Origin of the sequence: Pseudomonas sp. CCI1.1 (assembly GCF_034348165.1) — a bacterium.
GTDB classification, from domain to species: domain Bacteria; phylum Pseudomonadota; class Gammaproteobacteria; order Pseudomonadales; family Pseudomonadaceae; genus Aquipseudomonas; species Aquipseudomonas paracarnis.
This window is the reverse complement of the sequence record NZ_CP133780.1, coordinates 4,483,081-4,499,143: the sequence shown is the minus strand read 5'-3', so window position 1 is coordinate 4,499,143 and position 16,063 is coordinate 4,483,081. Positions and strand designations below refer to the sequence as shown.

Annotated in this window: 10 protein-coding genes; all 10 read right to left on the bottom strand. The window is 59.9% G+C overall.

The features are described 5' to 3' along the window. Positions 1–108: 108 nt before the first annotated feature. A complete protein-coding gene (locus tag RHM69_RS20435) occupies positions 109–870 on the bottom strand; it encodes a pentapeptide repeat-containing protein (RefSeq protein ID WP_175570659.1) in 762 nt (253 codons plus the stop codon). Then, the gene (locus RHM69_RS20430; protein WP_019818131.1) at positions 867–5,249 is read right to left on the bottom strand and encodes an RHS repeat-associated core domain-containing protein; all 4,383 of its coding nucleotides are present in this window, start codon (positions 5,247–5,249) and stop codon (positions 867–869) included. The genes RHM69_RS20435 and RHM69_RS20430 overlap by 4 nt, the downstream gene beginning before the upstream one ends. A 14-nt stretch (positions 5,250–5,263) precedes the next feature. Next, positions 5,264–5,698 carry a DcrB-related protein gene (locus tag RHM69_RS20425; RefSeq protein ID WP_014720504.1) on the bottom strand — a complete coding sequence of 145 codons (435 nt, stop codon included), beginning with the start codon at positions 5,696–5,698 and terminating at the stop codon, positions 5,264–5,266. A gap of 15 nt (positions 5,699–5,713) precedes the next feature. Continuing rightward, complete coding sequence (locus RHM69_RS20420) at positions 5,714–7,660, bottom strand: type VI secretion system Vgr family protein (RefSeq protein WP_014720503.1); 1,947 nt, start codon at positions 7,658–7,660, stop codon at positions 5,714–5,716. 156 nt (positions 7,661–7,816) lie between these two features. After that, entirely contained in the window at positions 7,817–10,477 is a 2,661-nt protein-coding gene (gene tssH, locus RHM69_RS20415) for a type VI secretion system ATPase TssH (protein ID WP_038452010.1), read from the bottom strand. Then, a complete protein-coding gene (gene tssG / locus RHM69_RS20410; protein ID WP_038452008.1) occupies positions 10,470–11,513 on the bottom strand; it encodes a type VI secretion system baseplate subunit TssG in 1,044 nt (347 codons plus the stop codon). The genes tssH and tssG overlap by 8 nt, the downstream gene beginning before the upstream one ends. Next, a complete protein-coding gene (gene tssF, locus RHM69_RS20405; RefSeq protein ID WP_020302842.1) occupies positions 11,477–13,336 on the bottom strand; it encodes a type VI secretion system baseplate subunit TssF in 1,860 nt (619 codons plus the stop codon). Before tssF ends, tssG begins: the two co-directional genes overlap by 37 nt. Further along, complete coding sequence (tssE, locus tag RHM69_RS20400; protein WP_003195563.1) at positions 13,333–13,848, bottom strand: type VI secretion system baseplate subunit TssE; 516 nt, start codon at positions 13,846–13,848, stop codon at positions 13,333–13,335. The genes tssF and tssE overlap by 4 nt, the downstream gene beginning before the upstream one ends. Before the next feature lie 72 nt (positions 13,849–13,920). Next, positions 13,921–14,409 carry an Hcp family type VI secretion system effector gene (locus tag RHM69_RS20395; protein WP_003195562.1) on the bottom strand — a complete coding sequence of 163 codons (489 nt, stop codon included), beginning with the start codon at positions 14,407–14,409 and terminating at the stop codon, positions 13,921–13,923. 155 nt (positions 14,410–14,564) lie between these two features. After that, a complete protein-coding gene (gene tssC, locus RHM69_RS20390; protein WP_003195559.1) occupies positions 14,565–16,061 on the bottom strand; it encodes a type VI secretion system contractile sheath large subunit in 1,497 nt (498 codons plus the stop codon). Between the last annotated feature and the right edge of the window lie 2 nt (positions 16,062–16,063).

Genomic DNA, 16,063 nt, shown 5'->3' with positions numbered 1-16,063 from the left:
TGACTTTTGTGTCGACTTTGATCTGAGTGATCTGCCCATTTTTAGCGTCCTGTCATTAATTTTGGCTCCGATCATCAGAACTTTTAATTCAGGATTGCCCCTCTGTTTTTAAGTGCCCTGAAGAAACTCGATAAATTGTTTGGTGAATTCCGGCCCTTCGTACTCTTCAAGATTCTTGATATTGAAGAGTGCGCCTCGTTGCGTTGTGAGCTTTTGCAGACGGCGTTTCAATAACTTATTGATCGGGTTTTCTGGCTCAGAGATAATCAATGCGAGCGCTTTGCGGGCGCGAACAGACACGTCTTTGAAAAAAATGTGCTGGGGATCTGCAGGGGGAATGATCTGCTCAAGATCACAGTCTGTAAACGTTACCCAATCCAGTTTGCACAATTCAAAATCAACAAGAAGGGGGGTGTTGGGCGGTTCGGATATGAAACTTACCTCTTGTAATCTTCCCGAAAACTTGAGGTTTTTTATTTTGCTGGCATTGAACGAGTTGTCAATGATCTTGCACTGGGTAAATATGCAGTTGCTGAATTCGCAATCTTTCAAAGACGCTTCTCGAAAGTTGCACTTTATGAAAGTGCAGTTCTCAAATTTGCTGTTGCTGAAGCCTGAAGCCTGAAAGTCAACCGTCTTGAAGTGACAATGGGCTAATAAGGTCTTATTGAAAAATCTTGAACCGGAAAAATCACTTTTCTCAAAGCTGCAGCTTTCCAATATACACTGATCGAAAATCGGATCGGAGAGCTTCGCATCTTTTAATTTACAATCGATAACACGTTCTTTTTCAAAACGCGTTTTTTTAGGTAACACAAGCCCGTCCTGCTGTATGCCTGACAGTACGAATGATGGCATTTTGTTATTCACCATAATATTCCTTCATAACCATTGCCCCAGTCCCCATAACGCCGCTGATGCGTGCCTCTTTTCCAATCAGCCTTAGTCGTGAGGTCCCACCAGGTTTTAGTTTTAGTTTCATACACATCGGGAAGACGCTGCCCTGATTTCGATACCTCCAGGTGTCCCAATGATGGATCATTTTTTACTCTGGTTTTGAAGTTTGCATCAATTCTCTGCCCTACATACCTGCGATAGCGAGAACGTGCTTGTCCGAGATCGCCTCTATCATAGGCTCGTTTCACCGCTGCTCTTTGCCTCGGGGTCAATGACCTTTGGGGGTTACTGTAGACAGCCTTCTTCGCTGCATTGGCATGCGCTTGAAGCTTAGCAGTGGTTGAGCCGCACGGTGCCCATCCCAACGGATCGATCCATCCCGAGGGGTTAGGAGAATACTGATAAAGGTTAAAACCTCCTGCTAGCCCGACAGGGTCCGGCGTTGTAAAACGCCCCACGTCGGGATCATAAAACCGGAATGTATTAAAATGCAGCCCCGTCTCCCGATCCAGATACTGCCCTTGGAATCGTAGATTTTGCTCTTCAATGTAATGTGGCTCCCGCACCTCTTCCAAGGTATTGCCCCACACCTGATAAGTCGCACGCCAGGTAATTTGCCCATCGGCCTCGGTCAGTCGCTCCGGCAGTCCGTTAAGATCATTGTGGTAGTAGCGGGTTTTTTGCAGTGGGCCGATGCCGTCAATCCTGGCCAGGGGCACGTAGCTTTCACCTTCGTATAGATACAGACTGGTCTGGCTGTGTTTGAACTCCTGCAACAGACGTAAACCATCCCAGGTGAAACTCGTCTGGCCCAACGGGCGGCCATTGTAATCATGTTCGGTTTTTTCGATCCGCCGCCCTAGGGGGTCATAGGTCATCCTGACCACGTGGCCGCTCTCATTTCGCACTTCAACCAGCCGGCTTTCCGCATCGTAGGCAAAGCGCTGCAAGCCACGAGCAGAGCTGCGTTTTTCGATCATTCTTCCTAAAGCATCATAGGCATACCGTATGTCTTGATAGACGAGCAGGCGATTATGTCGTATGAGACCACCTTGATTTGGGCGGTCCAGCAGATTGGCCGCAGCGTCATAGGCGTATGTTTCGGTCCAGCCAACTTGGTGGCTTAAAAGGATTCGGTCGGTGCTGTCGTAACCCAGATGTTCTTGATGATCATGTTGGTGGTTTATACGACGTCGCCCGATCAGGTTGTCACTGGGGTCGAAGCTATAGTCCGTCTCGACCAGGGGAGGCAACTGCCAAGGCTGGTCAATGCTGCGACGCTGTCGTGAGCGAACCCTGCCACTTCGGTCGTATGCGGTACTCGTTTTGAGTTGGCCCTGGGTACGCTGTACTTCGCGATGCAAGCGATCACGCTCAAAGTCGCTGATGACTTTTCCATCGATGTTCAACTGATGCAGGTGGCCGCTACCGTAGTACAGCCTGTTCAACCATCGACCGTCGGGCAAGCCGGTTTGAACCAGGTTTCCCAGCTCGTCGTAACGATGCTGCACAGACCCTGCCGAGCTTTGCTCCTCAAGCAGTTGCCCCAGCGCGTCATAGCTGAAACCGAGTAGCTGCTGGCGGCCATCAAGGGCGGTGAAGGTGACACCGACCAACTGGTCGTTCAGGTCGTGTTCATAGACCGTGGTGCCGTCCGCGGTGGTTTTACTGACCAGGCGGCCAACAGGATCGCGCTGAAACTGGTGCGACAACGGCGCTACCGGCTCGCCCTCTGTTCCCGGTAGATAGTCCACGGCAACAATATCGTCCAGTGAATCGTAGGTGTAGCAGCGTCGGCTTTGATCCAGATCCTGCTGCTGCACCATGCGGTCGGCTGCGTCCCACTCAAAGCGATAGCTCTCGCCATTCTCGTTGGTCAGCTTGCGGAGTCGTCCGTAGGCATCATGATCGAACATCACCGAACGGTTATGCGCATCCCGGCGTTGTTTGACCAAGCCACGAACGTCATAGTCATAGCGTGTGGTGCTGCCGGCAGGGTCAACGTGGGCAGTCAGATAACCATTTGCGCTGCGCTGGAACAGTTCGACGCGGCCATCTGGAAGCTGGCATTCCAGTAGTAGCCCCTGAGGACCGTACCGATAGCGCACCGATTCACCCTCGGCATTGGTCTGCACCACCAAATTGCCGAAGGCGTCGTACTGATAGCGAGTGGGATAACCCGAGCAGTCCACTTCTTCGACCAGTTGGCTCCATTCGTTCCAATGCAATGTTCTGGTTTTTTCGGTCGCATCGATGATGCGTACCGGCTGGCCGAAACCGTCATAGACATAGCGCGTACGGTTGCCCAGGGGGTTGATTTCCTCGATGCAGTTACCACGCTGGTCGTAGCGATAATGCCAGCTGTGGCCCGCAGTATCGGTTTCCACCTCGGGCAATGCCCAATGCGCCAGCCACTGCGTGCTGCTGGTTCTGGACAGTGGATCGATGACGGCGCTCAGGTTGCCGCACGCGTCATAGTTGAAACGCCACTGGCCGTTTTGCGGGTCAATCGCACCGAGCAGTTGGCGATCTTCGCTCCATTCAAACTGCCACGTATGGCCGAGGTTATCGATGTAGCGAGTGATCTGGAACTGCGGATTCCAATGCCGAGTGCTGACGCGCCTCAACCCGTCGGTGACGCGCGTAATGCCCGCATCCAAGTCGTAGTCGAAGGTGTATTCATCACCCGCATCTGTCCAGTGCCGACTGACGCGCCATTCCGAGCCGTCTGGGCCAGGTACTTGAGCCCATTGGTAGAAGCAGCGCATGCCACTCGGCAATCGGTGCACGGTCATGCGCCTGCCGCTGTCGTAGGCAAAGCTGCGAAGGGTCGTGCCCTGGGCGTCCAAGACTTCGGCAAGATCGCCGTTGCTGTCATAGCGATAGCTGACGAGCACGTCGCAGCGCCCATCGAAATGGTCTTGGCGCAGGTAACGGCGTTCGATATGGCTTACACGCCCAGGATGCTCTGCGGTGTAGCTTAGGTCGACGTGCATCAAGTCATGGGTGTCGCGCAGGCGGCACAGCCGTCCTTGGGCATCGTAATCAAGGAAGATCCGCCCTTCATTGCGATCACCTAGCAGTTGCAGGCGCATTCGAGAGTGGTTCTGCGGGTCGAGTTCGAACAGCCGATACAGGCCGTCGGTACTCTCGATCAAGACCGCTGCGTCACCACTGCGCCTGACCGCAAGACCTTCGACTGGGTCGAATGCTCCGCCGGACGCAGGGATGTAACCGATCTCCAAGCGCCTTCCCTGTTCATCGATATAAAACAAGTTTTCGTCTTTATCGATCTCGACCGATACCTCATAGGCAACGCTCCAGCCCGCCCCAAAGAGACCGTCGGTCCGTGCGTCGAGGCTGCTGTAGAAACGCTGCCAATCGATGGGAAACAGCCCAGGAAGCACGAAATCCAGTTCATCCTCATCACCTAGAATCTTAGCGCCGGTCGCACTGTGCACGGGGTTGGGGGAGCCGTTCATGGCGCTCTTGAGCGCAGAGGTTATTTTGCTGGTGCCATAGGAGACTCCAGCCCCTACCACCACACTGCCGAACAGGCAGGGCAGTTTGCTCCAAAAGCACTTCACATTGCCGCGTAGCATCAACAAGGCAGTAATCGCCAGCCCCACCCCCGGCGTTTTCCCGCTACGAATCTCCTGCACCACAATGGTCTCACCACCAATGCGCACATCCGGCGAAATCAGGCCCTCAGCCGTCCCAATCTTGGCGTCACAGGTACTGCGATCACCGCTGCGTGCCGCAGGCTGCCCGTTGATGAACACCGAGCTGGAACCTTCGGCAATAAACTGCAGGGGCATGGGCGGATGCTTGTTGCAAGCCACGGTGTCCAGCGGGCACGGCTCGGTGCCGGGGGCGGGCGAGGCGACGGTCGGGCGCCACATCTGCGAGAAAAACTCCCCGGCCATATCCAGGAAGCTCGGCGCTGCCGGCTCGCTGGGCGCGACCGGTACAGCCGTCATCTTGCCTGCGGCGCGGGCGGCCTTTTTGCCATTGATGAACACGTTGTGCGAACCGCTGGTGATGAAGGCATCGATCACCGGCGGGAACACCCAGTTGGCGGCGGACTCGCACCAACTGGATATCTTCAAGTCCGCCCCCGTGAGGCCAGCGGTAATACCGACGACCGCGCCCACCACCAACACCAGGGCTACACCGCCGGTGGCGATGGTTGCACCCGTCGCGAGGAACACCGCCCCGGCAACGGCCAGGCAGCCCACGGTGGTGAGCGCCGCATAGGCGGCCACTTCCAGCACGCCGCCGAGAATATCGGCCATCACCGAGGTGTGCAGCAGTGCGTCGCCTTCGCGGGCCGCCCAAAGATCCTCACTCATTGCTCAGACTCGACTCAGGGCGTGGCGAGGAAGTGGAGTGTGTTTTTCAGCGTTGCCCAGTGTGCCGCTTCGGCAGGGCCCAGGGGCTGGGTCTTGACGTAGCTCAGGGCAATCAGATTGCGGGTGCCAGGTATCTGCATCGCCAGCTGATACTGGTAAATGTTGTCGCTGCCTTTGTTGAAGTGGTTCTGCACTTCAAACGCATCGATGTCCTGCGCTGGGCCGACCTTGACCGCTTGTGCAGGGCTATAGCGCAGATCTTTGACCTGCTGCTCGAGTTTTTTCAGCTGGCCTTCAAAATTGCTTTGCAGGCTTTCGCCGTCCGCCAACGGGCTGCGGCTCACCACCAGGGTGGTGCCCAGCTTGGCGAACTTGAGGATATTGATGGAGGTGTCCTGTACCTCGGCGTCGGGAAGGGTGAATTGGGCTTCGTTGATCAGGTAGTTCATGGTGACAAAATCTCGTTATTGACCAGCACCGGGCTTACCGGGGAATTTTGACTCGACGGCGGACTTGATCGTGCTTTGCACGCCCTGGGCACCCGGCGAAGTGCCTTTGTCGCTGCCCAGGTTGATGTCCAGCTTGCCCTTCGTCTGGATCTTGCTGCTGCCGGTGGAAAACAGGTTGAACGAGCCACAGGTCAGGTTGATGTCGCCGCCAGCCTTGAGCTCAATCACGCTGTCGCCGCACACCAGGCGAAGACTCTCGCCGGCCTCGATGGTGTAACTCGTGGCGGCGCTGTCGGACTTGGCACCGCCCACGATCACCGTGTCGTTATTGCGCACAACCCGCAGGCGGTTACTGCCAATGGTCACCGTCTCGTTATGCCCAATATTCTTGTTGCGGTCATGCCCCACCGAGTGGCTTTCATCCACCTCCACCACGATGTCCTGGTTACGCTCGGCATGGATATACAACTGCTCCAAGCCCTTCTTGTCCTCCATGCGGATTTCATTGAAGTTGGCCGGCGTGCCGCCTTTGCTGGAGCGACTTTTCATGCCGCTCTGGGTGGCGTTCTCCGGCAAGTCGTAGGGCACCGTCTGCTCAGCGTTGTAGACCCGCCCGGTGATGATCGGTCGGTCGGGGTCGCCTTCGAGGAAGCTGACGATCACCTCTTGGCCGATGCGCGGAATCTGCATCGAGCCCCAGTTCTTGCCGGCCCAGGATTGCGACACACGAATCCAGCACGAGCTGTTCTCGTTGGATTGGTCGTGGCGGTCCCAGTAGAAATGCACCTTCACGCGGCCGTACTGGTCGGTCCAGATCTCCTCGCCCTTGGGGCCTACCACCAAGGCGGTCTGCGGGCCTTTGACGATGGGGCGGTGAGTATTGGCCAGCGGGCGGAAACTCTGTTGGGCGTCGATGCAGGTCAGGCTGCTTTCAAACTGCGCCGAGCCTGAACCGCCACCGCTTTCCAGGCTTTCTTGCACGATGAAGTAGCGGCAACCGACGATCAGGTACTCGCGGTTCTGGTCCTGGCGACTGAAACCGGTGAGGCTGAACAGATGGCCCGAGCCCAGCCCGCGCGCATTGCCGCTGAACTCAATCTGTTCATGCAGGGTTTGCAGGGCCTCGATGCGGGTGCGCGCATAGTGTTCGCCGTCGGCGCTTTGCACGTAGGTACCGGGGTAGTCGTACAGCGGGTAGTCGCCGGCGGTGTGCGGGCGCGGCATGGCCGAGCGCACGTCGATGCTCGCGCTGGGGCGCTGGAAGTCGTAGTCGTTCAGCTCCAGCGAGCCCGGCTGCACCTCCTGCGCCAGGTGCCAATTGTGCATATGGTCGCGTTCGCGCTGCTGCTCGTCCTTGGGGTAGTAGGGGATCGACGCGTAGCCGGGCACGCTGGTGTGGGCGCCATAGGCGTCGGCCAGCACCAGCACATGGCGGTCCTGTTCATGGCGGAAGAAGTAGTAGATGCCTTCCTGTTCCATCAGTCGGCTGACGAAATCGAAGCTGGTCTCGCGGTACTGCACGCAGTACTCCCACTCGCGATACGGCCGGCTGAGGGCGTCTTCAAAGTCGGAAAAACCCAGGTCACGGAACACCTGCTTGATGATCTGCGGGATGCTCAGGTTCTGGAAAATCCGGCAGTCGGAGGTGCGGCTGAGCAACCACAGCCAAGGGCGCAGGGTGACTTGGTAACTGGCGAACTGGCCTTTGTCGATGTTCTGGCTGCACCGGGCAACGATCCCGTGGAAATGCCGCTCGCCGCCGTCCGCCAGTTGCAGGCCGACGCTCATCGGTTTACCCAGCAATTGGTTCAGGTCGATGTTGGCGTCCAGGGACGTCAGTTGCAGCTCATAGTTGAACAGCCGGCCCAACTCTTCACCGCCGCCCATTTCGTTGAGCAGCAGCACATCCGGCCCGAGGGGGCTGTTGATCTTGGCCAGGCGTGAGGCTTGGTTGAATAGCATCGGTAGTCCCGTAAATACCGTCATCACTGACGGAACCGGATCAACTGTGGGAGCTGGCTTGCCTGCGATAGCGGTGGATCAGTCAACATCAATGCTGAATGTCAGACCGCTATCGCAGGCAAGCCAGCTCCCACACTGACCGTATTCCAACAATAGTTATTCGGTGTCGCTGAAGTCGTAGTGCAGTTCATTATCCCGACTACTGATCCGCACCCCCGCCAGTGCCTTGCCTTCCAACATGCGCGTGAGGAACTCGCGGCTCATGTCCGGCAGCAGGCTGTTGGTCAGGATGGTGTCGATCATGCGCCCGCCGCTTTCGGTCTCGGTGCAGCGCGAGACGATCAGGTCGACCACTGCGTCGTCATACTCGAACGCGACTTTATGGGTGTTCTCCACGCGCTTCTTGATTCGGTTCAGTTGCAGGCGCGTGATCGCTTTGAGCATCTCGTCGCTCAGCGGGTAGTAAGGGATGGTCACCAGGCGACCGAGCAAGGCCGGCGGGAAAATCTCCAGCAGTGGCTGGCGCAGGGCCTTGGCGATTTCCTCGGGCTCGGGGATGTTCGCCGGGTCTTTGCACACCTGTGATATCAGCTCTGTCCCGGCATTGGTGGTCAGCAGGATCAGGGTGTTCTTGAAGTCGATCACCCGGCCCTCGCCGTCCTCCATCACGCCCTTGTCGAACACCTGGAAGAAAATCTCGTGCACGTCCGGGTGAGCTTTCTCCACCTCATCGAGCAGCACCACGCTGTAGGGTTTGCGCCGTACCGCTTCGGTCAGCACACCGCCTTCGCCGTAGCCGATATAGCCCGGAGGTGCGCCCTTGAGCGTGGACACGGTGTGGGCTTCCTGGAACTCGCTCATGTTGATGGTGATGACGTTCTGCTCACCGCCATACATGGCTTCGGCCAGGGCCAGGGCGGTTTCGGTCTTGCCCACACCCGAGGTGCCGGCCAGCATGAACACGCCAATCGGCTTGCTCGGGTTGTCGAGGCCGGCGCGGGAGGTCTGGATGCGCTTGGCGATCATCTGCAGGGCATGGTTCTGGCCGATGATGCGTTTCTTCAGGTGCTGGTCGAGGTTGAGCACAGTCTCCAGCTCATTGCGCGCCATGCGGCCCACCGGGATGCCGGTCCAGTCGGCGACCACCGAGGCCACGGCCTGATAATCCACGGTCGGCAGGATCAACGGGGTTTCGCCTTGCAGGGCGGTGAGGCGCTGTTGCAGGTCGACCAATTGCGCACGCAACTCATCGTTGCCGCTGTCCACCACACCGGCTTTCTCGCGCAAGGTTGCCCGGGTGGCGAGCAGTTCATCCACCAAGGCTTTCTCTTCAGCCCAGCGGCTTTCCAGCGTGGCCAGACGCTCACGCTCGGCGGTCAGCAGCGCTTCGCTATTGGTTTGACGCGCACCAATGGCAATGCCGATCGCATGCTCACGGGCGATGATTTGCAACTCGGTTTCCAGGGCCTCGATACGCCGACGGCTGTCGTCCACTTCCGCGGGTACCGCGTGCAAGCTGATGGCGACGCGGGCGCAGGCGGTGTCGAGCAGGCTCACGGATTTGTCCGGCAACTGGCGCGCCGGAATGTAGCGGTGGGAGAGCTTCACTGAGGCTTCCAGAGCTTCGTCGAGGATCTGCACCTGATGGTGTTTTTCCATGGTGGAAGCCACGCCGCGCATCATCAGCAGGGCCTTGTCTTCCGACGGTTCGGCAACCTGTACCACTTGGAAGCGGCGGGTCAGGGCCGGGTCTTTCTCGATGTGCTTTTTGTACTCGGCCCAGGTGGTGGCAGCCACGGTACGCAAGGTGCCACGGGCCAGGGCAGGCTTGAGCAGGTTGGCTGCGTCACCGGTGCCGGCAGCGCCACCGGCACCCACCAGGGTATGGGCTTCGTCGATAAACAGGATGATCGGCTTGGGCGAGGCCTGCACGTCTTCGATGACCTGGCGCAGGCGCTGTTCGAACTCGCCTTTCATGCTGGCGCCGGCTTGCAGCAAGCCCACGTCGAGGCTGCGCAGCTCCACGTCTTTCAAGGCGGGCGGCACGTCACCGGCGACGATGCGCAGGGCGAAACCTTCGACCACGGCGGTCTTGCCCACCCCGGCTTCACCGGTGAGGATCGGGTTGTTCTGGCGCCGACGCATGAGGATGTCCACCAGTTGGCGAATCTCCTCGTCACGGCCCACGATTGGGTCGAGCTTGCCGCTGCGGGCCTGTTCGGTCAGGTCCACAGTGAAACGCTTGAGCGCTTCCTGCTTGCCCAGCGCGCTGGGCGCCATGGCACCGCTGGCCTCGCCTGGCACACCGGCATTGAAACCGTCGCTGGCGCTCAAGGCATTTTCCGGCGAGTCACCGACGTATTCGTCAAAGCGCTCGCTCAAGGCCTCGGCCTTGATCTTGTCGAACTCGCCGGACAGGCCCAGCAGCGCATGGCGCAGGCTCGGTGTCTTCAAGATGCCCAGCACCAGATAACCGGTGCGAACCTGGCTTTCACCGAACATCAGGCTGCCATACACCCAGCCGCGTTCCACGGCTTCTTCCACATGGGAGGACAGGTCGGTGATCGACGTCGAGCCACGCGGCAGGCGATCCAGGGCTTCGGTGAGGTCGCGGGCCAGGCGCGCCGGCTCCACGTTGAACTGACGGATGATGCGGTGCAGGTCCGAGTCCTGCAGTTGCAGCAACTGGTGAAACCAGTGGGCCAGTTCCACATACGGATTGCCCCGTAATTTGCAGAACACGGTGGCGGCTTCGATGGCTTTGTAGGCCACGCTGTTGAGTTTGCCGAACAGTGCGGCGCGACTGATTTCACCCATGCTCTGGATTCCTTGAGGTGGTGGCGTGGTCGGCGTAATGCCGGGCCAGGATTAGGTCGTTGGCGTCATGCGCAGGTTGGCCGAGCCAGGTGTTGAAGCCCAGGCGGAACTGGCCGTTGAGTTGCAGCGCCGGTACTTCGGGTTGTTGCAAAACCAGGTTCAAGTCCCAGTCCAATTCATGGCCCAGGTACTCGGCCACCCACGCCACCAGCTCGTTGAACGGCTGTTGGCCGGGCAGCATGCCCATGTAGTTATCCAGCGTGAGCGGGCCCAGGCGGATGCGGAATTTGTGCTGGCGGTCCCATACGTGGCTGCCCAGGCAGAAGTCCACGCCCAACTGGTTGGCGCTGACCCCCACGCGGCTGCGTTCGGGCAGTTCCAGCCATTGGCCGACGTATTCCTCGATCTCTACCGGCAGGCCGAAGTACTCGCTGAGGATCGCTTTCAAGCCATCCGGGTAACGGGTTTGCGCCGACAGATGGCCGCTGTAATGCAGCTTCGCGGTATCGGGGATCAGCCCTTGATTGAGCAGGCTCGGCATCCCGCGGCCACTCAGGGCGGCGAGGCGGGCGGACCAGTAGTCATCGTCCGGGCGGTCATGGCTGACCGTTGGCCGCGCCTCGGCCCAGGCCCGATAGAACAGGGTCAACAAGCGATGGTGGAACACATCCAGGAACTGCTTGCTGGTGCTGTCGGCGTTGTTGCGTTGGCGCTCGCGCACGTACTCGGTGATGTGCAGCGGCAGCGGCCCGTTGGGGCCGCCGAGGCCGAAGAAGAACTGCTCCAACCGCGCCGGCTTGCCGTCGCCACCGGGGGCGACCGAGGCGAGGGTGGCGGGTGCGAAGATGCAATCGGCCTGCTGCCCCAGGCGCAGCGGATCATCGGCCAGGCGCAGGGAATGGCCCAGGCGTGGCAGCTCGGGCGTTTCGCACTCGATGCGCCGCAATGCCTGGAAGAAGTCATATTCCCAGGGCTCCTGGTGCATCGCGTCCAGGGTTCTCACAGGGTCGGACGCCGTCCGGGCTTGGCTTTCCATCGCATGATCTCGCCGCGTTCGGTGGTACGGATCACCGTCTCGGTAAAGCTGTTGATCGACACGTAGCGTGCCAGGAAGCGCTCCAGCACTGCACCGAGCAGGAACACGCCGGTGCCGCGAAACGCGTTTTCATCGAACTCCAGGGTGATTTCCAGGCCGCGGCCAAACACAATCGGGCCAGGCATCGGCAGGCGTCGGGTCACCGCCTTGCTGCTGACTTCGCGCAGGCCTTCGATCTGCAATTGCAGGGCGGCGTCATTGCTGTCGCCGTACAGGCGCAGCAATTCGCGCAAGGCGCCGGCGCCCTGGCCCTGTTCGCTCAAGGAGAGGTAGTTGAGCGACAACTGGCTGATCAGGCGCCAGGCCTTGGCGTCATGTGCGTGGCTGGCACGCGGGCGGCTTGGCCCGGCGACGCATCGCACGGCCAGTACCGGCGCGCTGTCGGCCAGGGTGAAGTCGGTCTTGCCGTTGCCCACGCTCATGAACAGCGGCAGGTCCCGGTTGGTGCACAGCGCCGTCACGCCCAGTTGGCGCAGGTCATGGCGATACGGCGCCTGGCGGCTGTCCACCAGGCTGACGAAGGTTTCACTGCCCACATAAGTGGAGCGTGGGCCATTGCGGCGTTGGTCGCTGGACAGCACCCGTGGCTCGCGGCGCACGCTGTAATACGCCTGGTCGCGGCCATAGCGCGACGGATCGCGCACTGCGTAGAACGGCAAGAACGGCTGCTCCGGTCCGGTGCCATGGCCGGTAATGCCGCTCAAGGAGTGAATCTCGAAATCCATCGGCCGCGTACGGTCGGCGATCACATGGTGTTCATTGACCCGGTCGGACAAGTGGATGCGGTCCACGCGCTTGGGGAACAGGTTGATGGCGGGCGTGCAGAACGGCAAGAACTGCGCCGCGCCGACACTGCCTTCCAGGCTCGGTTCGTGGCGGTCGAACAACACGATCAGTTCCAGCTCCTGGCCGTCACACCGCTTGACCGCGCGTCTCAACTCGGCGAACTCAACGAACAGGAAGCGATGGGGCAGGGCGAAGTACTCCTGCAACAGGCGATAGCCCTGGAACGCCCGCGCCACCACCGGCATGGCCGCATCGGCATCATCGAACCCCCGCGAGCGCAACGCGCCCTGGGGCAGGCGCTCGACCCAATCGCCACCGGGCTGGCGCGCAAACACCGCGCAGGCATTGCCCAGCAGTTGTTCGTAGAGGCGAAACGGTTGTTCATCAGCGCCGCTCAGGTACAGCGGCAAGGTATCCAGGTCGAGGCTGTTGAACGGCAGCTCGGCACCGGTGCGCAGGGTCAGGCGCAGGCCCGCCTTGGCTTTCGGTTCGCTGGCGGCCAGGCGTCCGAGCACGGCGGCGGGGTTGCCGAAATATTCGGCGTTGCTGACCTGCAACGGCCACAGCGTCACCGGGTGCGCGGTGCGGTACTCGCAGCAGGTCTGGGTTTCACGGCCCAGGGCGGCACGCAGCACCGTGTCCCGGGGCAGCGGGAAACCGCCGGCCAGGGAGCCTTCATCGGGGTCGGTCTGCAATTGCACTACGGTCATCGACGGCGTCGGTGCCAGGTAGTGCGGGTAGGCGATTTCCAGCAAGTTGTGGGTGAAGGTCGGGTACTCGGCGTCGAGCTTGAGCTGCACGCGGGCGGTGAGATAGGCGAAGCCTTCAAGCAAACGTTCGACGTACGGGTCGGCGCAGTCCATGCCGGACAGGGTCAGCCGACTGGCGATCTTCGGGTATTCCTTGGCGAACTCGGCGGCGCTTTCGCGCACGTGGTGCAGTTCCTGGTTGTACAGCTCCAGCAGGCGCGGATTCATGGGCGTCTCCGCTGGTCGGCATTGAGCACGCGCACATGGCCGGACTCCAGGTCCACGTCGGTCTGCAACAGCAAACGTAACGGCACCGGCTGTGCCCACAGGTCGCCTTCAATCTCGAAACTCAGGGCGTTGTGATTCATCTCGCCATGGCCCATGCGCGCCTTGACCCGCAATGTGTGGCGCAAAATACGCGGCTCGAAAGTGGCGATGGCCTGGTAAATCAAGGCTTCCAGGGCTTTGATATCGACGCTCGACGCGCTGTTGCCCGCCAGTGCTGGCAGGCCGTAATTGACCACCGAAGTGCCGGCCGGGGTGTGCAGCGTGGCATCGGTATCGAGTAACGAGGTGGTGTTAAGCAACCACGCCAGGTCACGCAGCACCGAGGCCTTCAATTGGGTCAGGGACAGCACGCGTTTGTCGGCGCTTTCCTTGGGGTTGGTCGGGTCGTCGTCGGTCAACCGGTCCAGCAGGGACGGTTGCAGACGGTCGCGGGAAGCGATTTCAGTTACCACCAAAGCAGCTCCACGGACGGGTTGCGAGAGGGACACAATGGCCGTGGCACCGGGCCACGGCCACAAGGGCTATCAGCGTTTGGTGTTGGAGCGAATGTTCCAGCCAAACTTGATGGCGCCGCCGTCTTTGGTGCCGTCGGCTTTCTGCGGCTGGTAGTCGACCATCACTTGGGCGAAGTTCAGGGTGACGTTTTCGGTCAGGCGATCATCGCTGCCCGAACCGCCGGTGCTCAAGGAGGTGACCAGCACTTCTTCCAGGTTGATCACCATGTACTCGACCTGGCTCTCGCCACCGGCCTTGCGCACGGTCAGCTTGACCTTGTCGATGTGCTTGCCGCTGGCGCAGTGCATCATCAGGTTGGGCGAAGCCTTGTCGACGTACTTGGTCAGCGACAGGTCCTGGATATTCACCTTGCCCGCGCCACCGCCACCGCCGACGTGCATGTTGCCGGACTGGGACATGCCCCAGCTCCAGTTCAACACATCGATTTCGTCCTTGTGGGCCTTGTCCATGGACTCGCCCTTGATGTCGCCGATCTTGATGAAAATATCAACAGCCATGTTTTCTCCCTGTGTGGCCCATGCCACTTGATTGGGTGATCGTTCCCACGCTCTGCGTGGTAACGCATCCTGTGACGCTACGCGTCACCGGGACGCAGAGCGTCCCGGGCGGCATTCCCACGCGGAGCGTGGGAACGAGCTAGCTCAATCGTTACTTATGCGCTTTTTGCCGAAGGCAGTTTCGATACCAGGCGCAACGACACCGTCAGCCCTTCAAGCTGATAGTGCGGGCGCAGGTAGAACTTGGAGTTGTAATACCCCGGGTTGCCTTCGACTTCTTCCACGATCACTTCGGCCGCCGCCAACGGGTGCTGGGCCTTGGTGGTTTCGGTGGAGTGCGCCGGGTCGCCGTCGACGTAGTTGAGGATCCAGTCCTGCAACCAGCGCTGCATTTCGTCCTTCTCTTTGAAGGAGCCGACCTTGTCGCGCACGATGCACTTCAAGTAGTGGGCGAAACGGCAGGTGGCGAACAGGTACGGCAGGCGTGCGGCCAGGTTGGCGTTGGCGGTGGCGTCCGGGTCGTCGTATTCGGCAGGCTTTTGCAGCGACTGGGCGCCAATGAACGCGGCGAAGTCGGTGTTTTTCTTGTGCAGCAGCGGCATGAAACCGTTCTTCGCCAGTTCCGCTTCACGGCGGTCACTGATGGCGATTTCGGTCGGGCACTTCATGTCCACGCCACCGTCATCGGTAGGGAACGTGTGGGCCGGCAGGTTTTCCACTTCACCACCAGACTCGATACCGCGGATGCGCGAGCACCAGCCGTAGTGCTTGAACGAACGGTTGATGTTCACTGCCATGGCGTAGGCGGCGTTGGCCCAGGTGTACTTGGAGCTGTCGGCGCCGTCGGTGTTTTCTTCGAAGGCGAAGGCTTCTACCGGGTCGGTCTTGGCGCCGTACGGCAGGCGTGCCAGGAAGCGCGGCATGGTCAGGCCGATGTAGCGCGAGTCTTCCGATTCACGCAGCGAGCGCCAGCCGGCGTATTCCGGGGTGGTGAAGATCTTGGTCAGGTCGCGTGGGTTCGACAGTTCCTGCCACGAACCCATGCCCATCACGGTCGGCGAGGCCGCAGCGATGAAAGGCGAGTGCATGGCGGCGCAGACTTTTGACAGCTCGCCCAGCAGTTCCACGTCGGGCGGCGACTGGTCGAAGTAGTAGTCACCCACCAGGCAGCCGTAAGGTTCGCCACCGAACTGGCCGTATTCTTCTTCGTACATCTTCTTGAAGATCGGGCTCTGGTCCCACGCGGTGCCCTTGAATTTCTTCAGGGTCTTGTGCAGGTCTGGCTTGGAGATGTTGAGCACGCGAATCTTCAGTTGCTCATCGCTCTCGGTGTTATTGACCAGGTAATGCAGGCCACGCCAGGCGCTTTCCAGTTGTTGGAAATCCTGGTGGTGGATGATCTGGTTGACCTGGGCGGTGAGCTTGGCGTCGATGGCGGCGATGATCGATTCGATCGACTTGATCGCGTCGTTGGACACCAGGTCGGTTTGCGCCAGGGCCTGTTCAGCCAGGGTGCGCACCGCGGTTTCAACGGCTTCGCGGGCACGCTCGGTCTTGGGTTTGAATTCTTGCAGCAGCAGGTTCGCGAACTCGCTGGCTTCTTCGGTGGTACCCAGGATCTGGCTGCCTTCGCGGGCGGTATTGTCCGTCATGA

What these genes read in the sequence shown, in the direction of transcription:
- RHM69_RS20430 (WP_019818131.1), bottom strand. Translation starts at nt 5,249, where the DNA reads ATGAGTGAGGATCTTTGGGCGGCCCGCGAAGGCGACGCACTGCTGCAC.
- RHM69_RS20425 (WP_014720504.1), bottom strand. Translation starts at nt 5,698, where the DNA reads ATGAACTACCTGATCAACGAAGCCCAATTCACCCTTCCCGACGCCGAG.
- RHM69_RS20420 (WP_014720503.1), bottom strand. Translation starts at nt 7,660, where the DNA reads ATGCTATTCAACCAAGCCTCACGCCTGGCCAAGATCAACAGCCCCCTC.
- tssH (WP_038452010.1), bottom strand. Translation starts at nt 10,477, where the DNA reads ATGGGTGAAATCAGTCGCGCCGCACTGTTCGGCAAACTCAACAGCGTG.
- tssG (WP_038452008.1), bottom strand. Translation starts at nt 11,513, where the DNA reads ATGGAAAGCCAAGCCCGGACGGCGTCCGACCCTGTGAGAACCCTGGAC.
- tssF (WP_020302842.1), bottom strand. Translation starts at nt 13,336, where the DNA reads ATGAATCCGCGCCTGCTGGAGCTGTACAACCAGGAACTGCACCACGTG.
- RHM69_RS20395 (WP_003195562.1), bottom strand. Translation starts at nt 14,409, where the DNA reads ATGGCTGTTGATATTTTCATCAAGATCGGCGACATCAAGGGCGAGTCC.
- tssC (WP_003195559.1), bottom strand. Translation starts at nt 16,061, where the DNA reads ATGACGGACAATACCGCCCGCGAAGGCAGCCAGATCCTGGGTACCACC.